The organism is Thiomicrorhabdus sp., from assembly GCF_963662555.1.
GTDB lineage: Bacteria > Pseudomonadota > Gammaproteobacteria > Thiomicrospirales > Thiomicrospiraceae > Thiomicrorhabdus.
The window spans coordinates 2,099,842-2,121,404 of the sequence record NZ_OY759719.1 but is presented as its reverse complement, the minus strand read 5'-3'; the positions used below and the strand labels follow the sequence as shown (position 1 = coordinate 2,121,404).

Sequence of the window (21,563 nt, the reverse complement as noted above, 5' to 3'; positions counted from 1 at the left end):
AGTAGGGTGGATTGTTTGGATGATAATACCACCCAAGCCACCTAAGTGAATGTATAGAAACGTTACCGCAGCTCGAAACCACACTCTACAAAAAAGCATAATAGCCTGGTCACCTTTTCAATTAGGCTTAAATACCAGGCCTGGCATGTTCTGTGGCAATAAAAATTATGTAAGCATTGGGTAAATGTATTTCTTCTGGCAAACGGAGTTGGTGCATTGCTCCATGAATATATCCATTTGGCATTAACGTATTTTTAGACAATGCTTATTTTGCTATCGCTGCTTTTGATAACGTTTTTAGCAGGCCAGATATCTTATTAAATACCTCATCACAGCCTTTAACCTGATGGCGTTTCTTTAGGTAATCAGGATTGTTATAAGTTAACCAAACTAAATGATTGGCATCTTCAGTTACCATTACCTTTTGAGGTAAATCTATCGCAATATCTTGAGCACACTGCATTAAACGTGTCCCCACTTTAGGATTACCAAAAATAATCACTTCGGTTGGTCGTAATGTTAAATTTACACCACTGGCATTTTTTTGATGGTCGATTCTTGCAAATACAGTTATCCCTTTGCTTTTGGCAATATTTTCAAAACGGTCAGCCGTTTCTTTTACCGAATAATGACTTTGGTATTTAACCAAACCATCATCAGCAACAACTGAAAATGATGTACAAAATAAAACTAAAGCTAATGGTATTAATCTCTTCATTTCTATATTCCTGCGAGTTAAATTTTAGTGTTTTGAAAGATATAGAGATAATAATTATCTGACTTTCATTTTTATAACTAATTTATCCAATCCGTGAATTTTTTCCACAAACCATCCAACGTGTCTAGAGAATTACTCCAAACACTGGCGCTCATTGCTTTGGTTGTTTCCCAAGTTTCACTGCTAAAGCCCTTTGTATCTTCCCAGGCCTGATCGACTATTTCGGGTACGGCTTTTTTTACCGATGTAACTATTTCTTTTGAGTCTTCGTTTGCAGCAATTAAGCACTCGTTAAAATTGAATTCTTCTTTCTTATTGAACAATATGTTTTCATCTTCTTGAAGTTCTTTTTTATCTTCACAATATTCATAAACCTCAAGCCCTGCTATAGTTACTACCACTCCTGCTGTTCCAATAGTTGCAGCAGCTACCGCTGAGGAAGCAATTTTTTGACTTGAACGCTTAACATATTTTTTTGATACAGCCAGCTTTTTCTCAGCATGTCGTTTTTTCATGTTTTCAACGACCTGTTTGGAATTTCTTAGTTCATTCAGTGTTTTAGTAGAAGTAGAGGCGAGGCCAAAAAGGCCTAAGATTCCATTTAGAAATGTCGATACCACAAAAGTAGCAACTATCAATGTAGTGCTAATTGTTATAAAAATGGTTTTAATCATTATTGATTCCAGTCAAAGCCAGCTTATTCTATTGTCTCCATATCTTAGCATTAACGATTAAGAGAAGCGTACAGCGTTTACGCAGAACGCTTTAGAGACTTGTTAAAGCAGAAAGTTTGAGATCGTTACTTAAGCCTTTGGAAAGCCATTATGCCAATTAATATAAAACCAAAAACAGGTTTACCAGGCCTGGTAATTCCGTTTTAATATTTAATATAAAAGGTTATTGTTTTTCTTAAGGTATAACTGTAATTAAGGAAGTTAGTTATACAAGCATGACAAGAAACCTAGTTACTAAAATAAATTCGTAGTGAATTACGCTGAAAATAATATGCGATTTCTACTGAAAACGGTTGTTGCAAACGGACGTAGATGTTCTTACTATTTAGGGTTTAATAGTGCATGATTAAACCATGTTGATTAAGGGTTTTTTAAAGGAAATAAATATGGTTTATTTGTATTTGGGTTTAGCGATTTTTTTTGAGGTGGTTGCGACCAGTTTTTTAAAGCTGACTGAAGGGTTTACTAACTTATGGCCTAGCGTGATTGTGGTGGTTGGGTATGGGTTGGCTTTTTATTTTTTAGGACTAACGTTAAAACATTTGCCTATTGGGATTACTTACGCCATTTGGGCAGGGCTTGGCATTATTTTATTGGCGATTATAGGCATGGTCTTTTTTAAGCAGGTGCCAGATATGGCGGCTTGGATAGGTATGGCACTAATTTTGGCTGGAGTGGTTGTGATTCAGGTGTTTTCTAAAACATCCGCTCATTAGTTTTAAGCGATTTTTGCAAGAGAAATGCTTTAAATAAGTAAGTCACCAAAGCCCCAGATTAATGTCCCGGTTATTAAGGTAATGTGCGTTAGATGGACTTTCTTTTGATGCCAACGAGATGGGGTAATATCGTCTAACTCTTTAATGGTGTTGTGGCTTTCTAAACTGTCGTAAAGGATTTTAAGTTCACCGTGTAATAAAGAGTATTCGCTCATTACCGCAAAAAGTACAATTAAGCTCCCAAAACGAGCAAACCAAAGTGGTTCGAGGGTAAGGCCTAAAATGAGACCAACTACGCCAGCTAACCAAGAGAGAAGTAATAATAAACCGCTTTTCTTTTTCATATTGTCTTCCTGATGATTAATATCTATTGTTGAGCTGAATTATAGGGCAAAAACCTTTTTATCAAGTGGCTTGTTGGGCCGATAGTGCTTTAAGAGTACATCAGACCATATTTGAGCACGTCTAGGTAGACCCTTTTCTAAATATTCTTGAACTTGTTCAAGTACCGCTTGTTTAAAAGGCTCTGATGGTTGGTTGTTTAAAGCAATATTATCGGCACTAAAATGAAAGGTAAAGTCGGCTGACTCTGAGAATATCCATTCTAAAGCTTGTGGTTTGATTTCTACTCTTTCAAATTCGGCCTGGCGCTGCTCTGAGCGACCGTCTGGTTCATACCAATAACCAAAGTCTTCTAGTAATCGCCGCTCTTTACCTGCAACACACCAGTGTGAAATTTCATGCAAGGCACTGGCAAAAAAGCCATGGGCAAAAATAATTCTATGGTGTGGGTGGTTCTCATCAGCAGGGCGATAAACAGGTTCTTCTTCACAGCAAATTAATTGAGTGTTATGACTTGGAATAAAGGTTTGATTGAAAAGCGTTACAAGGGTATCTGGAGTGTGGGACATGAGATTTTGAGTAATCGAAGATGAATAGAATTACCAGGCCTGGTAAAAGTAAATTATCACACCCCGTAAGGGGGTGATAAAGGCCTGGTAAAATCAGTTTTTATAAACAGGCCATAACTTTACGTGCGGCTGCAATGGTTTTTTCTACGTCTTCATCGGTATGTTTTGCAGAGATAAAGCCAGCCTCAAAGGCCGATGGGGCAAGGTAGATGCCTTCATTTAACATGCCGTGGTAAAAGGCTCTAAATCGATCCATATCGCCTTTGGCTACTTGGGCAAAGCGACGGATATTTTTCTCTTCAGTAAAGAAGAAACCAAACATACCGCCCACCTGATTGGTGGTGAATGGAATGTTATTTTCATCGGCAGCCGCTTGCATGCCTGCTAATAATTTTGCTGTTTTAGCGGTTAAGTTTTCAAAGAAACCGTCTTCTTGAATCATTTGTAAAGTCTTTAAACCTGCCGCCATCGCTAGTGGGTTACCAGATAAAGTACCAGCTTGATAAACAGGGCCAAGCGGGGCGATATGTTGCATGACTTCACGTTTACCACCAAATGCACCAACTGGCATACCGCCACCAATCACTTTACCGTAAGTGGTTAAGTCTGGTTGTACGTTATATAAACCTTGTGCACCTTGTAGACCAACACGGAAACCACACATGACTTCATCAAAAATCAGTACCGCACCAGACTCGTCACAGACTTCGCGAAGCGTTTGTAAAAAACCTTCTTCAGGAGGAATGCAGTTCATATTGCCCGCAACGGGTTCAACAATAATACAAGCGATTTGATCACCAATTTCAGCAAATACTTTACGCACTTCATCCGAATCGTTATGAGTTAAGGTTAGGGTTTCTTCTGCAAGGGCAGCTGGCACACCAGGGGATGAAGGTACACCAAGCGTTAAAGCACCAGAACCGGCTTTTACTAATAATGAATCTGAGTGACCGTGGTAACAGCCTTCAAATTTAACAATTTTGTCACGCCCGGTATAGCCACGTGCTAAACGAATGGCGGTCATCGTAGCTTCGGTTCCTGAGCTCACCATACGAACCATATCCATTGATGGAATTAAGTCACAAACCAAATCGGCCATTGTCGTTTCAATTTCAGTTGGGGCACCAAAACTTAAACCTTTTTCGGCTTGTTGCTGAACAACTTTAACCACTTCTGGGTTGGCATGACCTAAGATTGCAGGACCCCAAGAACCAACATAGTCAATGTACTGTCTATCATCGGCATCAATTAAATAAGCCCCTTTGGCTTCTTTAAAAAATACAGGATCTCCACCAACCCCTTTAAACGCTCTAACGGGTGAGTTTACGCCACCTGGAATATGTTTTTGGGCGGCTTCAAATAGATCATGTGACTTACTCATGGAGATTCCTTTTTGGTAAAGCTGTTAGAGGCAGATTTTTTGGCCTTTAAAAAGCAGAATAGGTTCGCTAAATTGTGTCGGTATTATAGCGTGAATTGTTGTTAATTATAAGCGAGCTTATTGCGGTTAATTAAGTTTGTTTAAGTTTGTACAAGTTTGTTTAAGGTGGATTATTAATATTTGTTAATGTTGGTTAATGCTGATTATTCTGCTCAAACAAAAGCTGAATCTTTTTGGCTTTTTGTTGTATATCTTTATGAGCAAAGACACCTTGAATTACGGCAACAGAATCGGCTCCGGCTTCTATGAGCTGGTGTGCATTGTCTATGGTAATTCCGCCAATTGCCACAATAGGGATCTGTAATTGTTGTTTAGCAATTGTTAAGGTAGATATTTCTGCTTGTGGAGCATTAGGTTTGGTTTTTGATGGATAGAAACGACCAAAAGCCACATAGTTAGCTCCTAGACTTTGCATTTTTTTGGCACGATTAATATCGTTATAACAGCTCACGCCAATTATTGCATTCGGCCCTAATTTTTCACGAGCTAAAGTAATATCAGCATCATTTTTGCCAATATGAATACCGTGAGCCTGTACATTTTTAGCGAGTTGAATATCGTCATTAATAATGAACCAGGCCTGGTAATTTTGGCAAAGCCCTTTGAGCTTTGTGGCGAGTTCAAGTTTTATTGCTGGGTTATTGACTTTGTCCCTAAACTGAACAATTTGAGCACCACCTAAAAGTGCTTGTTCAACCATTGCTAGGATGTTGCTACTATTCATTAACTGAGTATCAGTAATGACATATAAACCAGATAAAGGTTTGTACGTGGGCTGGGTCATAAAAGTATTTCTGTTGAGAAAAGATAGGTACTCCTTACTCATTATGTTTTGAGTAAGGAGGAAAGGGCTTTAGATTAAAGTTGTGGGCTCATTTGTTTGATGCGTTCGGTCACTTTGTCAAATTGTAATTCGCCTACTTGCTGATAAACAATTTTGCCATTTGGAGCAATTAAAAAGCTTGTTGGTGTGAGTAAAACATCACCAAATGCTTTAGCCAGTTTGCCATCCGTATCCATTACAAATGTAAATGGGTATGGGTTGGCTTTAATAAACTTTTCTACTTGTTTAGCAGGATCATAATCCATTGATACGGCAACCAGTTCAAAACGATCACCTAATGTCTTTTTCATTTTAGCAAGGTCAGGCATCTCTTTAATGCAACCAGGACAAGAAGTGGCCCAAAAGTTCACTAAAATGGGTTTCATAGGTTTGCTTAATTGAATGGTTTGGCCTTCTTTACTGGTAACGGTTACGTCAGGTGCGTTGCCTAATCCATCAGAAAACACAGTGAGATAAAGTAGGGTAGAAAGTAAACCTACAACAAAAAGTCCAAAAATTTTACTACCGATATTTTCCATATTCTTCTCGAGGTGTACGTTATTAGTTAATGTTTACTTAATGCGTTGTAATAATGAGACTATTATATTTGTACTAATGGTTTGAGTACAAATAGAGCAAAGGCTAATAGTTATAATAAACGATTATTAAAATAGTTATTGCTCAGGCATAAAAAAAGGTCATCTTAAAAATGACCCTTTTCTGGTTTTCTTAGTCTGCTTAGAATATTACGTCGTTGCAGGTAAATGGCAACTAGTTAACTTTCATTGTCAGACTTTTTTCATTATTCTTCAGTAATAGTTTCTACGCCGTTTGCTGTTCCGCATAAGAAAATATCCGCTTTACGAGCTGCAAACAATCCGTTTGTTACCACACCTACAATGCTGTTCAATTCATTTTCCATTGCAACAGGGTCAACAATTTCTAAACCATGAATGTCTAAAATTACATTACCGTTATCTGTTATAAAACCATCACGTAAAACAGGTTCACCTCTAAAACGCTTAACAATTTCACGAGCAACATAGCTACGTGCCATTGGAATCACTTCAACAGGTAGCGGAAACTTACCTAAAACATCTACTTTTTTGCTGTCATCGGCAATACAAATAAACTTTTTGGCTACTGCTAATACAATCTTTTCACGAGTTAAAGCACCACCACCACCTTTTACAAGGTGAAGACCTGGATCAGCTTCATCAGCACCATCAATATAAACTGACATTTCAGCAACACTGTTTAAATCAAAAACAGGAATTCCGTGACCTTTAAGACGTTCTGCGGTTGCTTCAGAGCTGGCTACTGCACCTTCAATAGTCCCTTTGATTTTTGCAAGCTCGTCAATAAAAAAGTTGGCTGTTGAACCTGTACCTACACCAATAATGGTATCTGGAACAACGTATTCAATTGCTGCTTGAGCCACTTTTTGTTTTAGTTCATCTTGTGTCATGAGAGACCTCTTCTAAATAGTTATTGTTTTATTTTTTGTAACCGACAATTCTAATCAATTGTTGAGGTAATGTATAGGGGATATTACGGATTGTTTAAGATTAGGCAGGAGTTTGAATTGCTATAAAGTTTGTTAAATTAGCTGGGAATGAGTTTTTTCTGAAGGTTAAAAAAATAACCAGGCCTGGTAATTCAGAACTGGTTATTTTCAAAGCTAAATTGAATGTTGTTGATTCATTTTGAGAAGCCTTAAATGAGCAACAAATTTGGCTTAATTACTCTTTTAAAGGCTTGGCTTCTTTAAGCGTTGGCGACTCTTGAACCTTTGGTACTTTAGGGATCAGTGCCGGTGGTACAGAACCTTTTTCTCGTGGGTACATTTCAACCACTACACCAGACTGAGTAACATAGTACATATCTGGATAAACATGAACTGATTTAAATGTCATTGGAGCAATTTGACGAGATTTTTCAGCTATTGGTTTGCCGCGAGACATATACATGCCGCACATTGTCATACTGGTTTCTACTTTGTGTTGGTCAATTAACTTATGATCTTTTTCACTAAGTTGTGAGCGCAAGTCTAACTCTTTCATGTGTTTAGCACGATCTTCGTCAGTAGTTAATGTTGAATATTCAACACACAAATCAAGCGTGGGTACTTTTGATAAGGAACCATCACGTTCTAAAACTTTTTTTGCGGCATCCGTCTGAGCATGAGCATAAGTAGCCATTGACGATACAACCATTAACCCGATTGCCATAGAGGCTTGTTTTATATTTGTTCTCATAACGTTCTTCTATTTTGCTAATAAAATTTAATTGGTGGTAGATTCTACCAGGAAAAAATTAATTAATGCATATGCTCTTGTGAATGCTCCATCATATGTTCATGATTATGCTCTTCCTGATTCATATTCTGTTTCGGCATAGGCATTTTATGATTCATCATCATGCCTTTAATTGATTTAACCGGCATTGACACCGTTTTGGAGCTACCGTCTTCAAAGTTAAGTTTAACGTTAACTGTTTGTCCCATTTTTAAAGGTTGGTGTGGGCCAATTAACATAATGTGCAAGCCGCCAGGTTTTAGTTCAGTTTTTCCGTCTGCTGGCACCTCAATAAATGGAATCTTACGCATACGCATGACACCGTTATCGTTTGTATGAGTGTGTAGTTCAACGGTTTTTGCTACACCTGATTCTGCTGAAATGATTTTTAAAGGTTTATTAGATTTATTCTCAATGGTCATAAAGCTTGCACTTGCAGGAGCTCCAGGAGGAACTTCGCGAGCAAAGGGGGCAGAAATGGTTGCTTCTTCAGCTTCATTGGCAAATGCCGCTAAGCTGGTTAGAGAGGTGATAATGCTTAAAGATAAAATACTAAGTGTTTTTTTCATGGTGTATTCCTTTTTTGAGAGCTTTGCATGAGTCATGGACGAAAGAAAAATTGACGTAAGTACCCCTTGAGGGTAAAAATTTTTACTGATTGAGGCCTGAAACGCAGTTAATAGCTAGCTATTAACAAGTTTTAGAACAAAAAGCAGTTAAATTTTAGCCATTTTTATTTGTTTGTGATCTCGTGCAACGCTCTCATTGTTATTTATTTTTCATATTCTTGAACGGTTTTTACAAACACATCCGGTGAAGTGGCATGAGGAAGTTGTTTTTGCAGTTTGCCATTTGGATCTACTACATAAGTAAAGGCTGAGTGGTCAACGGCATAGTTAGTACCGTTATTTGGATCATCTACCTTAGCGTATACAACGCCATATTTTTTTGCCACTTTCGCAATTGTGGCGGGATCACTGGTTAATCCAATCATATTGGCATCAAAATAGTTTACGTACTGCTGTAAACGTTTTGGGGTATCACGTTCAGGATCAACTGAGACAAAAATAATTTGTAAACCGTCTTTTTGTTTTTGAGTAAGTTGATGATAAGCAACAGAAATGTTACCTAAGTTGGTTGGGCAGATGTCAGGGCAAAAAGTGTAACCAAAATAAAGTAATACAAGTTTGCCTTTAAAATCACTTAACTTGATATTGCCGTTAATGCCTTTCAAGGTAAAATCACCACCTTTAGGTTTTTCATCAGAGATAATTTTTGCATGATTGTTTTGCGGTTGTTTAAAAGGTTGAGCAACCCAAATAGTTCCTAGAACAATACTTAAAGCAACGATAAATAATACGACTTTTGTATTCATTGAAATCTCTTTATTTTGTTATAAAAGGTTAATTTTTTACTTCTTTAAAGACAATAAAGCCATTCATTTTGGCAATGAATGGCTTTATTGTATAAAGATATTTTTTGCTAAAAAGTAATTAAGTATTAAAATTTAGCGTTTAACTTAGCCCAAATAACACGGCCAGGTTCATAGACTTTATAAGTATTACCAGACGTAACGTCTGTGCGGTTCATATATGTGTAATAGGCGTGGTCAAATAAATTATCAACTCCGGCAGAAAGTTTAAACATTTTATTAATTTTATAATGACCAAATACATCAACCGTATTCCAACCAGGAGTAGCTAGTTCATTAAACTCACTATTGACTGAATCTTGGTTTGTTGCAAAGTTAAAGCGTGAACCTACGTTCCAGTTAGAAGCTGAGTAATCTGCAAAAACACTACCCGAAAGCGGTGCAATATTGCTTAGGTTGCGATGATCGGTTTCATTGGTTCCATTAGCTAAGCTTGCATTACCACCAACAGTGATGTGTTTTGTCGCTTTAACACTACCAGATGCTTCAATACCGAATAATGTTGCATCTTTATTTAAGTAAACGGTTCTATTTGCAGGTGTAATAGATGCTTGATTGTTACTAGAGTCACGCAAAATATAATCATTAACAACATCATAGTATGCCGATAATGACCAGTTTGAATCTTTAAAATCTTGTGAGACACCAATATCAAACTGGTTGTGTTGCTCTGGTTTTAGGTTTGGATTACCTACCCATGCTCCAGTGCCACCTTTAACTATATACAATTCAGTTGCATCAGGATAACGGTGAGTTCGGCTTAAAGCTGTGAACACATTTAAATTATTATCGTAAGTACGTTCATAACGAATTAAGCCATTTAAATTAGCATCATCGTTCTTTGTTTCACCGTTATATGTAGTTGCGTAAGTTGAAGAGTATAAGTTAGTTGCTAGGTTTCCAGTATCTGTTGCAGTATTGGCTTTATTGGCTTTTGATTCAACAGCATCGTAACGAAGACCTAAAATAACCTTTTGGTTGTCTTTAAAGAATGAGGTAGATTCAGCAAAGATACTCTTAGTTTCTGTTTTAACATCAGGCCACATAAACCACATGCTTTTATCATTTTGGGCATTTGATAATGTAGACATTTTCTCAACGCCTTCAAACTGCACACCGTAATCCAGTTTAGTATGTCCGAACATACTCGTCGCTTTTATTTTTGCGCCCTGTGTTTTAACATTGGTCTTGTTTACAGACAACTTACCAGTCGTATTATCTCTTAAGGTGTAGTTATCCATAACATGGTCAACTTCTGAGTTGTAGAGATTAACTTCAATATTTTGAATGTTTTCAGAAAGGTTGGAGCCTTTATAGTTTAAACGTGTGGTTGTACCATCGGATTTTGGTGAATCCATTGATGCACCAGCAAATAGAGCGTCTTCAACTAAGGTGTTTTCATAAGAGAAACGAAGTTCATTGTTTTCATTAGGAGTCCAACCTAAATCTACGTGGCCTTGCTGGCTTTCATAGCTTGATTTAACAGTATTGTTATCACCATCTTTATAGTTATCAGCTGATTTTTTTGAGCCTTGTAGAACAATGTAACCTTTATTACCACCTGCAGAAACGGTGGCGTTCATATCTTTAGTTAAACCATTACTTGTTGTGCCTAAATTAATTTCACCGTTATAAGGTTTACCTTCTTCAAAGGTTGGTGCATTACGTTCAAAAAGAACAGTACCACCTGTACCTCCTGAACCGTAAGTAACTGATTTAACACCTTTAATAACAGTAACTTCATCAAAGCTACTCATTTCTGCATAAGCAGTTGGTGGATCCATGCGGTTAGGGCAACCACCTTCAATTTTAGCACCATCAATCAGTACGTTTAACTGTGAAGCACTTTGTCCACGAATCACTAGATCTACACCGTGACCTCCCATGCGAGAAGCGTCAACACCTGGTATTTGACGTAAAGTTGTACCTGTTTCTGAGTTTCCGGTATCCAATAATGCAGATGCTTCTACTGTGGTTTGTTGCGTTTGTTCTTTTGTTGTAGAAACCTCAATTGGATCTAAATCTGTTGCAAAAGCATAGCCTGGTGCTAAGCAAGCTGTAAGTATCGCAATATTGATTTTTTTGTATGAAAACATCTCTACCTCTACGTAAATATTATTAATTGAATTGCGGTGTATTGTAAGTATTGAGCAAGTAAAACACTTTTAAGAAAGTGATGAGTATAAGGCTCAAAGCTTAACAGGTGATGAGTATACTATTGAGTAAGTTTTGATTGTTGATAAGGGTTAAGAAAACGATAAATAGGTGATTAAAATTATTTTTGATGGAGTATTTAGAGAATTAATTAGTGAATATTTAACATGTTTATTAGTTACAGCTGATCTAAATAAAATTCACCAGAATAAATGGTTAAACAATTATAAATAAGCCTCTATATGCATAAGTTATTGCTCTGCCTGAATGCTATAATAAATTAAATTTTAAACATTGCATTGCAGTGGTTCTGTTTTGATTTAAACTCTGAATAAATACTGCTTATTTTTAGGAATATAAATGCCAGAAGAAATTCTCAAAAGAGCCTTAATGGCTCCTATTTATGATGTTGCTAGAGAAACCCCTCTGGAACTTGCTCCATTATTATCAAAAAGACTACAAAATAATATTTGGTTAAAGCGAGAAGACTTACAGCCTGTTTTTTCATTTAAATTACGCGGTGCTTATAATCGCATGGTGCAATTAAGTGATGAAGAGAAAAAAGCTGGTGTTATTGCTGCATCAGCAGGAAATCATGCTCAAGGTGTTGCTTTGGCAGCCGGTAAACTTGGTGTTAAAGCCACGATTGTAATGCCTGAAACCACACCTCCTATTAAGGTAAATGCAGTTAAAGACATGGGCGGCAATGTGGTGTTAATTGGCGATTCTTATGACCAGGCTTCAGCGTATGCAAAGAAGTTGGTTGAGGAACAAAAGTTAACCTATATTCATCCTTATGACGATTTAGATGTTATTGCCGGTCAAGCTACTGTAGCTCTTGAGATGATACGTCAAAAAAGCAAACCGTTTGATGTGATTTTTGTTTGTGTTGGTGGTGGTGGTTTGATTGCGGGTATTGCTTCTGTCATTAAACAGGTTTCTCCTAAAACCAGAGTGATTGGAGTTGAACCAGAAGATGCGGCATGTATGACTGAAGCTTTAAAAGCCAACAGCAGAGTAGTTTTAGATGAGGTTGGAATTTTTGCTGATGGTGTAGCCGTTGCCCAAGTAGGGGAGATTCCTTTTAGAATTGCTACAACCTGTGTGGATGAAATGATTACCGTTACAACGGATGAAATATCTGCAGCGGTAAAAGATATTTTTGAAGATACTCGAGCAATTGCTGAACCCGCAGGGGCTTTAGCTGTAGCAGGGGTCAAAAAGTTTGTTGAGAAATACCAAATATCTGGACTGAATATGGCGGCCACAGTGAGTGGTGCCAATATGAATTTTGATCGTTTACGCCATATTTCTGAAAGAACGGAATTAGGTGAAAAACGTGAAGCAATTTATGCGGTTACTATCGATGAGACGCCAGGTAGTTTTAAACAGTTTTGTGAATTGTTAGGTAAACGCCGTTCAATTACAGAATTTAATTATCGTTTTTCAGATGAAAATCATGCGGTTGTTTTTGTAGGTGTACGAACTGAAGGTGGAATTGCTGAAAAAGAAGCTATTTTGTCAGAGCTAAAAAATGCAAACTATCCTGTTCAGGATATGACTGATAATGAAATGGCTAAGTTGCATTTACGGTATATGGTAGGTGGCCATGCTAACGGCGTACAGAATGAGTTGTTGTATCGTTTTCAATTTCCAGAACGTCCTGGTGCATTATTAAACTTTTTAATTCACATGAGTGAAGAGTGGAATATCAGCCTGTTTCATTACCGTAATCATGGTGCAGCCTATGGCCGTGTTTTGGTTGGTGTTCAAGTGCCCCCAGAACAACATGCAGACTTTGAGGCTTATTTAGAAAGTTTGGGTTATCCTTTTGTTAATGAGCAAGAAAATCCTGGATATCAGTTGTTTTTACGCCCTAAAAATGACTAAAGTAACCTTAGTTACTATTAATTGTTTGTTAATTAGAAACCATGCTAGTCATGGTTTTTTATTATTTAATTACACGCCTATTAGGTGATTTTTTATGATTTGTATTTCTAAGTATGTATCGATACCTGATGATGAAGTTGAATTAATCGCGATTCGTTCACAGGGTGCGGGTGGTCAAAATGTGAATAAGGTCGCTTCAGCAATACACTTACGGTTTGATATTAATGCCTCTACACTCCCAGAAATTTATAAGTCTAAACTGCTTGCTTTACGAGATAAACGAATCAGTAAAGAAGGGGTGCTGATTATTAAAGCTCAAAAGTTTCGTACCCAAGAAAAAAATAGAGAAGATGCGATTCAACGATTAATTGAGTTGGTTAAATCAGTAACGGTCGTGGAGAAGGTGAGAGTTGCTACAAAACCAACAAAAGGTTCCCAAAAAAGGCGTTTAGAAGGTAAGTCTAAACGTAGTCAGATTAAATCATTGCGTGGTAAGTTGGATTATTAATAGAGTAGATGTAAAGAGTGTGCTTGGTATTGCCAAATTTGACAGTGGTAATTACTTTTACTTTATTAATATTAGAGAACCAATATTAGAACTAATATTAGAAATTTGTTTTATAAATAAACAGGCCTGGTAATACCAGGCCTGTAAAAAACATAAAATGGATGATGAATTAGTTTGCAGGGTTTTCTGCTAACTGTTTCTCTTTATGTTTGCGGGCGATTTCATCCCAATCTATATTGTTACACTCTACGCACTCTTCTTTAAGAATACCAAGCATAACGAGTAAAGAGTGAATTTTACAGCCTACGCAAAAACCAAGCGTTGCTTCAAGCCACATAAAACCAAAACAAACCCATACCAGTGTTAATGGAATCCAGTAAGGCAAGAAGTTGTAAGTTTCTGGTAATAAAGTAGAACCAGCAATCGCATTGACCCATCCTGCAACGGTGCTTGGATTAAAGAATACTAAACATACCAAAATAAACGAAGAGCCTAAAGTCCAAGCAAAACGTTTTGGAACAAGAGGTTTCCAAACAGGTGGAACCTTACGGGCTAAAAAAGCAGAAATATAAACGGTTGGTGAAAGTCTTGAGGTGATGACAAACATACCTGCAATCATTTCAAACAATCCATAAAAAAGCACACCTGTTTGAAGAGTCCAGTCATAGACACGTCTTGTTGCTTCTACTTGGTAGATGATTTGGTCATCCCAGTTTGTATCGTAAGTATCTACGGCTGTGTTTCCATCTACAACCCAATGGCTACCAAAAACCGCATCAAAAAGTGTTATCCCCATAAAGATTGGAATTAAGAGTAGGATCCCTGCACGAATACGAACGGCAACATCATTGATAAAAAGGGTTTGCTCCTTTACATCTCGAAACCATAAATTTTTAAACACATCGAGCATACTTTGCTCCTTATCTAACTTCAGTGACAAATTGGCCTAAATAATTTAAAAAAAGGGCCTTTCATTAAGAGACCTTAGAGTATCCAGATTATTTCATCTAGGGTCAATTCAGTATATTTAATACTAAAGCAAATTAGTTTTATCTAATATGTTGTGAGCCGCCTATACGCCTATGTAAAGGGTGAGGGCTACTAAGATGCCATTATTGTTTATTAAGCTGATCACAAATGTTGTATTTTTCTAACTCATCAAAACTTGGAGGGCTAGGCATAAATTGGTTTTTTTCCATATCCTTCGTGCAAGATTGAATGGTTTTAAACGCTTTTGAGTTAGTTATTTTCTTACCAAAAGCTACCGCTTTGCTTTGAGCTTCTTCACGTTTACCTTGTTTGCAAAGTGTATTCAGTTCGTTTTCAAGTTGGTTGCTTTCTGATTGGTAGTTTAGTAATTCGTTTTCATCTACCTGCATTAAACACTCTTGCATTTTGTTCATCTGAGCAATCATGTCTCTCATATTTGGAGTATCTAAACCACTCATGTTTTCAGCATAAGAAGGTGTTGTCATGCCAAAGCTAATAAGTAAGAAAAGAGATGCTTTTAATATGTTTTTTTTAAGTATGGTTTTCATGATTTAGAGGTCTCAGAATATAGAGTTAAAACTCAAAAAGATAAGAATTTGGTTTGGGTTAAGAATGATAAGATGCACAAACAATACTGCATTTATCTAGCTCTAATTATAGAACTAGATTTTCAATATAACTCTTAAATCATTATGACAATGAGAATATTGCAGAGTATTGATGATTAGTCTTTACCCAAGGTGAGTGCAGGGCGTGCAAAAACTAAGCGGTGTAAATATATGTTAAGTAAAAGTTAAGTAAACTTTAATTAAGTAAGTCTAATTGGCGTTCATTAAGCTTTTGATCTTCATTAATACGGCTTGAAGTTGGTCCTGTTTGGTTTTTGTATTTGGCATCGGCACGTTTATTGTATGGTTTTGATGCGGCACTTGAGAGTGTTTCAAAGTTGATGGCACAAATATCCATGCCTGGTCTAAGGGCTAAAGGTAATTTACCACTGTTAAATATTTCTAAAACAATCTGGCCATGCCAGCCTGGATCAATTCGGTGAGCGGTAACGTGAACCATCAAGCCAAGTCGAGCTAAACTTGAACGACCATCAAGCCAGCCAACTAAATCGTCAGGAATGGTTATAGATTCAAAAGTCGCTGCAAGAGCGAGTTCACCAGGGTGTAAAAAGAACGCTTGATCTTCAGCGATTAAAATTTCATCACCCATTACGGTATCCATGATTTTTTGAACTTCGTCTTTTGGACCACTTAGATCAATGTAAGGTGCGGTGTGGTCATTAAAGACTCTAAAACGATTGTCTAAACGTAAATCAACACTGATGCCTTTGATTTTTTCAGGGCCTGGTTCTGGGCTTATGACGATTTTACCAATCTTAAGATGTTGGATGATGTCTCTATCACTTAGTTTCATATGGTTGTTTTCAATGTTTTTTTACAAAAAGTTGGGTGGCTCTGCTAAAGAGAGTGTTATGGTTTTTTCTTCTTTATTAACTATGCGTATTTTACCTGGAAAATAATTATATTTTGGTAATAACCACAACTCAATATTTACATGGTTGCTAGTAAAGCTGTATTTAACCGCATCTAAACTGTCATCAGCAAAGTCTAAATCAACAAAATTGTGCTTATCAGTGGCTTTATGGATAAGCTTATCTTGAAAATTGCTATCTTGAAGTGTGAAGTTGTCAATTGGTTGTTTGTTTAATATAGCGTGCTGAATGGCATAAGCAATCGAGACACTATCAAATAGATTTTCTCTCATTGGCCATTCACGTTTTTTTTGTGGGTAATCAACCATGTCTGTTTTAGCGTTATAGGTGAGATTGAGGTGTTTTTCTTTGGCTTTATCACCTTTATAGCTGATACCCAGCTTGTGGTAGCTTAACCAATTTAGTTGATTGTCGTTTTGAAGAAGCTGAACCGTTTCATGAGATGAGTCTTTAAAAAATGCAGCTGCTAAACCTGATGGCTTAGCATCACTTTTTAATGTGCACTTTTGTTGTTGGCAAATAAAACTTTGTTTGGCTTGTCCAAGAGTAATGCCTATCGCTTCCACATCAAATACCGCTTTAAAGTTTGGTAGCTCAACAGAATATGCCGGTAGAGAAATAAATAAACTCAGAAATAACATGATAAAGCCCACTAAGCTTTGACAAACTTTATTTGAGCGGTCTAGCAAAAGGCTGTTTTTAGCTAAGCTCTTTGGGTAAATTATATTATTTTCTTTTGCCAACATAGAGTGTCTCCATTTAACAAGCAAAGCGAGTAATATTTACAGCATGCGTTAATTCAGTGTATTTAACAATAGCGGAGTGTGAATACAGCTTTGATTTAACCAGGCCTGGTTGTTTTTTAATTCCAGTTTACCAGAAACAAACCATTCAACTACTTGCGGGTACGCAATATGTTCTAAGGTGTGGACTTTATTAGCAAGAGTTTCTTCGGTATCCTCAGCGTTAATATTCACTTCGGCTTGCAAAATAACTGGCCCACCATCAAGTTCAGCTGTTACAAAATGAACACTAAGACCGTGTTTAGAATCGCCTGCCTCAAGAGCACGTTGGTGTGTATTTAACCCCGTGTATTTAGGAAGAAGGGATGGATGGATATTAAGCATTTTGCCTAAATAATGTTTGGTAAATTCAGTGGTCAAAATACGCATAAAGCCTGCTAGCACCACTAAATCAATCTCAACTTCATCAAGAGCTTTTTGCAAAACGGCATCAAAAGAGTCACGTGTGTCGTACAGTTTATGGTCAACCACTAAAGTTTGGATATTGGCATTTTGAGCTCGGGTAATGCCATAAGCATTCGGACGGTTAGAGATAACCAGGGCTATTTCATATAAATCTGAGTGAGATTTTTGGTGATCAATAATAGCCTGCAAGTTAGAGCCATTGCCTGAGATAAGTACAGCGATTTTTTTAGGGGTTTTAGTCTTGGTTGATAGCATATTGATTGGCTGATTTTCTTGTGAGGCTTGAATAAAAACAGTGATGAGCTTTTGTGGAAAGATAATTTTTAAAAGAGTCTTTAAAACAATTATTGTTGTTTCTTTTAAAAATTAACCTGAATTAATTCCCCCTCAAACTTAGTTTGAAAGGGAATTAAACGATGTAATTAACCTTGAACCAGTTTTACGGATGGTTCGGTTTGCTTTGAAGCTTCAATTTGACCAATAACTGAAACGGTTTCACCAGCATTAGTTAAAATCTCAATCGCTTGATCTTTAACAGATTCATCAACCACAATAACTAAACCAATACCGCAGTTTAATGTGCGATGCATCTCTTCAAATTCAACATTGCCGTTAGCTTGAATCCAATCAAATACCGCAGGACGATTCCAGCTATTGGTATTAATGTTAGCCATTGTGTTGGTAGGCATAACACGTGGTAGGTTTTCTAATAAACCACCACCAGTAATGTGTGATACGGCATGAATATCAACTGATTTCATTAACTCTAATAAAGATTTAACATAAATCTTAGTAGGAGCCATTAATGCATCAATAAGTGGTTGACCATCCATATCCATTTGTAAATCAGCATTACTAACTTCTAAAATTTTACGAATTAAAGAGTAACCGTTAGAGTGAGGACCTGTTGATGCTAAACCAAGCATAATATCGCCAGCTTTTACTTTAGAACCATCAATTAAATCAGACTTTTCAACAATACCTACACAGAAACCAGCTAAATCATAATCACCATCTGGGTACATACCAGGCATCTCAGCGGTTTCACCACCAATTAATGCACAGCCTGATTGTAAGCAACCTTCACCAATTCCTTTTACAACGTCAGTGGCTACAGGTAGGTCTAATTTACCTGTTGCATAATAGTCTAAGAAAAATAAAGGCTCTGCACCTTGGACAATTAAGTCATTTACACACATTGCAACTAAATCAATACCCACTTTGTCATGTTTGCCGCTATCGATAGCCAAACGCAATTTTGTGCCAACGCCATCGGTACCTGAAACCAAAATTGGATTTTTGTACTTGGTCATATCCAATTCAAATAAAGCACCAAAACCGCCTAATGAAGCAGGAACCTCTGGACGAGTTGTGGCTTTAGCAATGGGTTTGATGGCATCAACCAATGCATTACCTGCATCAATATCAACACCAGCGTCTTTGTAACTAATGGATTGTGTATTTGTTGTCATATTCTCGAATCTATCATTTAACGGTTTAAAATGCGGGTTTTAAAATGAGTTTGGTTACTGACTTAGATACTGATGTAATTTGTCAGTAGTATTTCGTAATTTTCAAGGTTTAACGTTATTGTTGCGTTTAAGCGTTGAAAAAAGCTGACCATGTCAGGTAAAAGTCTATACTGACTTTACGAAAAAATATTATGATATTGTAACGAAATTTTGAGAGTCTGATATGAGAAGTTTTCACCAATTATTGGTAATTTTAGGTTTGTTGGCAATGTCGCTCAACTCTTGGGCTAATTCTGCTGTTATGTCTGCTGTGATGCCACAAGCTTTTTTTAGTATTACGCTACCTTATGATGAAGAGTTGGATGGGGTAAAAACGCCAAGTGATAAAAACTCAAATGCGAACAGTTTGCTCTCTCAAAAAGCTCAACAAGGCATGAGAACTTTATTATTGCGTCTTACTGGTCAACAACGGTTGTTGAATTCTAAAATCGGCCAAAACTATATTCAGAAAGCAGATAGTTGGTTGGCAAGCTACAACTTTAAAGCAAGACAAGAAGATGGTGTAACGGTTGGTCAAAATGTTGAATTAAATTTTGATGAGACTCGTCTTAAAAAATCTTTTGAAGAGAATCATATTAAACTTTGGTCTGCTTTTGAGCGTCCAAAAACTTTAGTAATGGGTTCTTTTGTCCAGCAAGGACGTTTAGTTAAACTGAATACAGAAATTTTAAACTATCGTGTGGATGTTGATTTTAGAGACTATCCTAAAACATTGGGTTTACCTGTTTATATTCCAGATGAAAATACGGGATGGATATATCCAGTGGATCCAGAACATGGCTATGCCAGAATTCAAGAAGCACTGCTGAGCCATTCTCAACAAAATTTATTGAGCTTTAAATTGCTTGCTAAAGGAAAAGGCCAGTATGAACTGGTTTGGTATCTATTTAGTTTGTCAGGTAAAACCTTATTAAAGGACAGTTATTATGGTCAAGATCGCCAAGCATTAATGCAGCAAATGTTTGAATCTGTCATACAACAATATGTTAAGTTAGCGGCGGTTAAAAATATACGTAAAAATCACATCTTAATCAACGTAAATCAATTAAAGTATGCGGATGAAGTAAATCAGCTTGAACAAGACTTAAAGTCTCAGCAGCCGATGATTAGAAGTGCCGATTTAATCAGTCTGTCAGCGGCTGGTGCACAGTTTGATATTGAATACCAGGGTGATTTACAGAGCGTTCTTGATTGGTTGAAAAGTTGGAATAAGATCCAATTTGTTAGTTTATCTGCGGATAAACAAGAACTGGATGTCAACGCGATAGAGCAGAGCTTTAAACCACAATTTCAAAATAAAACCGAGCCTGCTAGTCAGTCGGATAGATAAAAGGTTCGTTAATGTTTGTACAAATGCCATTAAAAATAGGCTTAAGAGATGATGCATGCTTTCAAACCTTTGTAACTGAGCAAGAGTCTTTGGCGGTTGCTCTCAATAGTTTACAGGCCGCATTGTTAAAAAACAGTGGTAATGCTTTTTATCTTTACGGTAAGGGCGGGGTAGGTAAAACTCATTTATTACAGGCGGCATGTCGTTTTGTAACTGAAAAAGAGAAAGCCAGTGTGTATTTACCCATGAGTGATGTCGGGCTACCTTTAATACCCGACGTATTGCATGGTTTAGAACAAACACCATTGGTGTGTTTAGATGATATGAACCACTTGATAGGGGATGCAAAGTGGGAGATTGCCTTGGCAAATCTCATCACAAAATCAAGCGTGCAAGGTCATACGATTGTGCTTTCTGGCGAAAAAGCGATTAACGATTGGGATATTCGCACCCAAGAATTGGCTAAAGCCCTGATGAATGTCTTGCCGATTCATATGCAAGGTTTAGAAGAAAAAGCCGAAGTGATTGAGGCTCTCAAAAGACATAGTACAAAAATGGGGTTTGACTTACCTAGTGAAGTGGGTAATTTTTTGGTTAAACAGTTTTCTACGGATTTACAAGAGTTGCTTGCGGTACTTAAATTATTAGAGCAAGCGACTTTGGTTGAAAAAAGACGTTTAACCCTACCGTTTGTAAAACAAGTTTTAAAACAGGCGTAACAAGCTATTTGTTAAAGCGACTTATTAATCGTATGGCAAATAACTTTTTGTCTGACAGAATGAATTAAGGAATAAAAATGTATTTAAAAAAAATAGTCTTTACAACTTTTATGATTGCCATGAGTTTCTTGGTAAGTATGAATACTTCTTATGCTAAAGAGCAATCACAAGATGTTGAATTTGTTGATTTAGATGGTAAATCGATTCATTTGTCAGACTATAAAGGTAAGTGGGTAATTATTAATTTATGGGCAACTTGGTGTCCACCATGTTTGGTAGAAATTCCTGATTTAGTTATGTTTCAAGATGCACACAAAGGTAAAGATGCGGTTGTTTTAGGGGTGAACTATGAGTCAAACGACCCGCAAAAGGTGAAAAATTTTGCCGAATCACAAATGATTAATTATCCTGTAGTTCGTTTTAAAGGAAAAGTAGATGGTAAAACCACTCCATTTGGTCCTTTAAAGGGATTACCTACCACTTATATGGTAACGCCAGAAGGTGATGTTGTTGCAGCAAGAGTGGGAATGGTTGACCAAAAGATGTTAGATACCTTTATGTCACGTTACACTTCAATGCAAGACAAAAAAGAAGAAACTGACAAAAAATAGTAGTAACTTTTATCATTAAACAAAATAAAAATTGATGATATATTTGGT

Annotated in this window: 25 protein-coding genes; 6 read left to right on the top strand and 19 right to left on the bottom strand. The window is 36.9% G+C overall.

Translation table 11 applies throughout. The features are described 5' to 3' along the window. Positions 1 to 127: 127 nt before the first annotated feature. The 3 genes from ACORJQ_RS09480 to ACORJQ_RS09470 form a co-directional block, all read right to left on the bottom strand. Positions 128 to 262 carry a hypothetical protein gene (locus ACORJQ_RS09480; RefSeq protein WP_321323992.1) on the bottom strand — a complete coding sequence of 45 codons (135 nt, stop codon included), beginning with the start codon at positions 260 to 262 and terminating at the stop codon, positions 128 to 130. Between the two features lie 3 nt (positions 263 to 265). Beyond that, a complete protein-coding gene (locus ACORJQ_RS09475) occupies positions 266 to 718 on the bottom strand; it encodes a DUF302 domain-containing protein (protein WP_321323990.1) in 453 nt (150 codons plus the stop codon). Positions 719 to 795: 77 nt separating this feature from the next. After that, entirely contained in the window at positions 796 to 1,392 is a 597-nt protein-coding gene (locus ACORJQ_RS09470; protein ID WP_321323988.1) for a hypothetical protein, read from the bottom strand. 446 nt (positions 1,393 to 1,838) lie between these two features. On the opposite strand from ACORJQ_RS09470, the gene ACORJQ_RS09465 reads away from it, so the two are divergent. Continuing rightward, positions 1,839 to 2,168 carry a DMT family transporter gene (locus ACORJQ_RS09465; protein WP_321323986.1) on the top strand — a complete coding sequence of 110 codons (330 nt, stop codon included), beginning with the start codon at positions 1,839 to 1,841 and terminating at the stop codon, positions 2,166 to 2,168. 29 nt (positions 2,169 to 2,197) lie between these two features. On the opposite strand, the gene ACORJQ_RS09460 is transcribed toward ACORJQ_RS09465, so the two are convergent. The 10 genes from ACORJQ_RS09460 to ACORJQ_RS09415 all read right to left on the bottom strand — a co-directional run bounded on the left by ACORJQ_RS09460 (position 2,198) and on the right by ACORJQ_RS09415 (position 11,168). Then, positions 2,198 to 2,512 (bottom strand): hypothetical protein, encoded by a 315-nt coding sequence (locus tag ACORJQ_RS09460; RefSeq protein ID WP_321323984.1) that lies wholly within the window; start codon positions 2,510 to 2,512, stop codon positions 2,198 to 2,200. Positions 2,513 to 2,551: 39 nt separating this feature from the next. Beyond that, positions 2,552 to 3,079 (bottom strand): elongation factor P hydroxylase, encoded by a 528-nt coding sequence (locus tag ACORJQ_RS09455; RefSeq protein ID WP_321323982.1) that lies wholly within the window; start codon positions 3,077 to 3,079, stop codon positions 2,552 to 2,554. A 100-nt stretch (positions 3,080 to 3,179) separates the two neighbouring features. Continuing rightward, positions 3,180 to 4,460, bottom strand: coding sequence for a glutamate-1-semialdehyde 2,1-aminomutase (gene hemL, locus ACORJQ_RS09450; RefSeq protein WP_321323980.1), 1,281 nt, complete (start codon positions 4,458 to 4,460; stop codon positions 3,180 to 3,182). Between the two features lie 193 nt (positions 4,461 to 4,653). Next, entirely contained in the window at positions 4,654 to 5,304 is a 651-nt protein-coding gene (gene thiE, locus ACORJQ_RS09445) for a thiamine phosphate synthase (RefSeq protein WP_321323979.1), read from the bottom strand. 74 nt (positions 5,305 to 5,378) lie between these two features. After that, positions 5,379 to 5,882 carry a TlpA family protein disulfide reductase gene (locus ACORJQ_RS09440; RefSeq protein WP_321323977.1) on the bottom strand — a complete coding sequence of 168 codons (504 nt, stop codon included), beginning with the start codon at positions 5,880 to 5,882 and terminating at the stop codon, positions 5,379 to 5,381. Between the two features lie 263 nt (positions 5,883 to 6,145). Next, the gene (gene rpiA, locus ACORJQ_RS09435; RefSeq protein WP_321323976.1) at positions 6,146 to 6,811 is read right to left on the bottom strand and encodes a ribose-5-phosphate isomerase RpiA; all 666 of its coding nucleotides are present in this window, start codon (positions 6,809 to 6,811) and stop codon (positions 6,146 to 6,148) included. Between the two features lie 274 nt (positions 6,812 to 7,085). Next, a complete protein-coding gene (locus ACORJQ_RS09430; protein ID WP_321323975.1) occupies positions 7,086 to 7,601 on the bottom strand; it encodes a hypothetical protein in 516 nt (171 codons plus the stop codon). A 62-nt stretch (positions 7,602 to 7,663) separates the two neighbouring features. After that, positions 7,664 to 8,209, bottom strand: coding sequence for a copper chaperone PCu(A)C (locus ACORJQ_RS09425; protein ID WP_321323972.1), 546 nt, complete (start codon positions 8,207 to 8,209; stop codon positions 7,664 to 7,666). Positions 8,210 to 8,412: 203 nt separating this feature from the next. Next, on the bottom strand, positions 8,413 to 9,015 hold the full coding sequence (locus ACORJQ_RS09420) for an SCO family protein (RefSeq protein ID WP_321323971.1): 603 nt from the start codon (positions 9,013 to 9,015) through the stop codon (positions 8,413 to 8,415). 125 nt (positions 9,016 to 9,140) lie between these two features. After that, a complete protein-coding gene (locus ACORJQ_RS09415; RefSeq protein ID WP_321323969.1) occupies positions 9,141 to 11,168 on the bottom strand; it encodes a TonB-dependent copper receptor in 2,028 nt (675 codons plus the stop codon). A gap of 418 nt (positions 11,169 to 11,586) precedes the next feature. On the opposite strand from ACORJQ_RS09415, the gene ilvA reads away from it, so the two are divergent. Beyond that, positions 11,587 to 13,116: a threonine ammonia-lyase, biosynthetic gene (ilvA, locus tag ACORJQ_RS09410; protein WP_321323968.1), complete on the top strand. Its 1,530-nt coding sequence runs from the start codon at positions 11,587 to 11,589 to the stop codon at positions 13,114 to 13,116. A 94-nt stretch (positions 13,117 to 13,210) separates the two neighbouring features. Further along, positions 13,211 to 13,624: an alternative ribosome rescue aminoacyl-tRNA hydrolase ArfB gene (arfB, locus tag ACORJQ_RS09405; protein WP_321323967.1), complete on the top strand. Its 414-nt coding sequence runs from the start codon at positions 13,211 to 13,213 to the stop codon at positions 13,622 to 13,624. Between the two features lie 169 nt (positions 13,625 to 13,793). Here the strand turns inward: arfB and ACORJQ_RS09400 are convergent, their stop codons facing one another. The 6 genes from ACORJQ_RS09400 to purM form a co-directional block, all read right to left on the bottom strand. Continuing rightward, positions 13,794 to 14,534, bottom strand: a complete 741-nt coding sequence (locus ACORJQ_RS09400; RefSeq protein WP_321323965.1) for a DUF4395 domain-containing protein — start codon at positions 14,532 to 14,534, stop codon at positions 13,794 to 13,796. Positions 14,535 to 14,736: 202 nt separating this feature from the next. Then, complete coding sequence (locus ACORJQ_RS09395) at positions 14,737 to 15,162, bottom strand: hypothetical protein (protein ID WP_321323964.1); 426 nt, start codon at positions 15,160 to 15,162, stop codon at positions 14,737 to 14,739. A gap of 256 nt (positions 15,163 to 15,418) precedes the next feature. Next, positions 15,419 to 16,036 (bottom strand): dCTP deaminase, encoded by a 618-nt coding sequence (dcd, locus tag ACORJQ_RS09390; RefSeq protein WP_321323962.1) that lies wholly within the window; start codon positions 16,034 to 16,036, stop codon positions 15,419 to 15,421. Positions 16,037 to 16,057: 21 nt separating this feature from the next. Continuing rightward, entirely contained in the window at positions 16,058 to 16,861 is an 804-nt protein-coding gene (locus ACORJQ_RS09385; RefSeq protein ID WP_321323961.1) for a DUF3108 domain-containing protein, read from the bottom strand. A 48-nt stretch (positions 16,862 to 16,909) separates the two neighbouring features. Further along, positions 16,910 to 17,578, bottom strand: a complete 669-nt coding sequence (gene purN / locus ACORJQ_RS09380; RefSeq protein WP_321323960.1) for a phosphoribosylglycinamide formyltransferase — start codon at positions 17,576 to 17,578, stop codon at positions 16,910 to 16,912. 167 nt (positions 17,579 to 17,745) lie between these two features. Continuing rightward, positions 17,746 to 18,795 (bottom strand): phosphoribosylformylglycinamidine cyclo-ligase, encoded by a 1,050-nt coding sequence (gene purM, locus ACORJQ_RS09375; RefSeq protein ID WP_321323959.1) that lies wholly within the window; start codon positions 18,793 to 18,795, stop codon positions 17,746 to 17,748. A gap of 223 nt (positions 18,796 to 19,018) precedes the next feature. Between purM and ACORJQ_RS09370 the strand changes: the two genes are divergently transcribed. The 3 genes from ACORJQ_RS09370 to ACORJQ_RS09360 all read left to right on the top strand — a co-directional run bounded on the left by ACORJQ_RS09370 (position 19,019) and on the right by ACORJQ_RS09360 (position 21,515). Next, the gene (locus tag ACORJQ_RS09370) at positions 19,019 to 20,185 is read left to right on the top strand and encodes a DUF8605 domain-containing protein (RefSeq protein WP_321323958.1); all 1,167 of its coding nucleotides are present in this window, start codon (positions 19,019 to 19,021) and stop codon (positions 20,183 to 20,185) included. 11 nt (positions 20,186 to 20,196) lie between these two features. Then, on the top strand, positions 20,197 to 20,904 hold the full coding sequence (hda, locus tag ACORJQ_RS09365; protein WP_321323957.1) for a DnaA regulatory inactivator Hda: 708 nt from the start codon (positions 20,197 to 20,199) through the stop codon (positions 20,902 to 20,904). 77 nt (positions 20,905 to 20,981) lie between these two features. Continuing rightward, positions 20,982 to 21,515 (top strand): TlpA disulfide reductase family protein, encoded by a 534-nt coding sequence (locus tag ACORJQ_RS09360; RefSeq protein WP_321323956.1) that lies wholly within the window; start codon positions 20,982 to 20,984, stop codon positions 21,513 to 21,515. The last annotated feature ends 48 nt before the right edge of the window (positions 21,516 to 21,563 follow it).

What these genes read in the sequence shown, in the direction of transcription:
- ACORJQ_RS09475 (WP_321323990.1), bottom strand. Translation starts at nt 718, where the DNA reads ATGAAGAGATTAATACCATTAGCTTTAGTTTTATTTTGTACATCATTT.
- ACORJQ_RS09470 (WP_321323988.1), bottom strand. Translation starts at nt 1,392, where the DNA reads ATGATTAAAACCATTTTTATAACAATTAGCACTACATTGATAGTTGCT.
- ACORJQ_RS09465 (WP_321323986.1), top strand. Translation starts at nt 1,839, where the DNA reads ATGGTTTATTTGTATTTGGGTTTAGCGATTTTTTTTGAGGTGGTTGCG.
- ACORJQ_RS09460 (WP_321323984.1), bottom strand. Translation starts at nt 2,512, where the DNA reads ATGAAAAAGAAAAGCGGTTTATTATTACTTCTCTCTTGGTTAGCTGGC.
- ACORJQ_RS09455 (WP_321323982.1), bottom strand. Translation starts at nt 3,079, where the DNA reads ATGTCCCACACTCCAGATACCCTTGTAACGCTTTTCAATCAAACCTTT.
- hemL (WP_321323980.1), bottom strand. Translation starts at nt 4,460, where the DNA reads ATGAGTAAGTCACATGATCTATTTGAAGCCGCCCAAAAACATATTCCA.
- thiE (WP_321323979.1), bottom strand. Translation starts at nt 5,304, where the DNA reads ATGACCCAGCCCACGTACAAACCTTTATCTGGTTTATATGTCATTACT.
- ACORJQ_RS09440 (WP_321323977.1), bottom strand. Translation starts at nt 5,882, where the DNA reads ATGGAAAATATCGGTAGTAAAATTTTTGGACTTTTTGTTGTAGGTTTA.
- rpiA (WP_321323976.1), bottom strand. Translation starts at nt 6,811, where the DNA reads ATGACACAAGATGAACTAAAACAAAAAGTGGCTCAAGCAGCAATTGAA.
- ACORJQ_RS09430 (WP_321323975.1), bottom strand. Translation starts at nt 7,601, where the DNA reads ATGAGAACAAATATAAAACAAGCCTCTATGGCAATCGGGTTAATGGTT.
- ACORJQ_RS09425 (WP_321323972.1), bottom strand. Translation starts at nt 8,209, where the DNA reads ATGAAAAAAACACTTAGTATTTTATCTTTAAGCATTATCACCTCTCTA.
- ACORJQ_RS09420 (WP_321323971.1), bottom strand. Translation starts at nt 9,015, where the DNA reads ATGAATACAAAAGTCGTATTATTTATCGTTGCTTTAAGTATTGTTCTA.
- ACORJQ_RS09415 (WP_321323969.1), bottom strand. Translation starts at nt 11,168, where the DNA reads ATGTTTTCATACAAAAAAATCAATATTGCGATACTTACAGCTTGCTTA.
- ilvA (WP_321323968.1), top strand. Translation starts at nt 11,587, where the DNA reads ATGCCAGAAGAAATTCTCAAAAGAGCCTTAATGGCTCCTATTTATGAT.
- arfB (WP_321323967.1), top strand. Translation starts at nt 13,211, where the DNA reads ATGATTTGTATTTCTAAGTATGTATCGATACCTGATGATGAAGTTGAA.
- ACORJQ_RS09400 (WP_321323965.1), bottom strand. Translation starts at nt 14,534, where the DNA reads ATGCTCGATGTGTTTAAAAATTTATGGTTTCGAGATGTAAAGGAGCAA.
- ACORJQ_RS09395 (WP_321323964.1), bottom strand. Translation starts at nt 15,162, where the DNA reads ATGAAAACCATACTTAAAAAAAACATATTAAAAGCATCTCTTTTCTTA.
- dcd (WP_321323962.1), bottom strand. Translation starts at nt 16,036, where the DNA reads ATGAAACTAAGTGATAGAGACATCATCCAACATCTTAAGATTGGTAAA.
- ACORJQ_RS09385 (WP_321323961.1), bottom strand. Translation starts at nt 16,861, where the DNA reads ATGTTGGCAAAAGAAAATAATATAATTTACCCAAAGAGCTTAGCTAAA.
- purN (WP_321323960.1), bottom strand. Translation starts at nt 17,578, where the DNA reads ATGCTATCAACCAAGACTAAAACCCCTAAAAAAATCGCTGTACTTATC.
- purM (WP_321323959.1), bottom strand. Translation starts at nt 18,795, where the DNA reads ATGACAACAAATACACAATCCATTAGTTACAAAGACGCTGGTGTTGAT.
- ACORJQ_RS09370 (WP_321323958.1), top strand. Translation starts at nt 19,019, where the DNA reads ATGAGAAGTTTTCACCAATTATTGGTAATTTTAGGTTTGTTGGCAATG.
- hda (WP_321323957.1), top strand. Translation starts at nt 20,197, where the DNA reads ATGTTTGTACAAATGCCATTAAAAATAGGCTTAAGAGATGATGCATGC.
- ACORJQ_RS09360 (WP_321323956.1), top strand. Translation starts at nt 20,982, where the DNA reads ATGTATTTAAAAAAAATAGTCTTTACAACTTTTATGATTGCCATGAGT.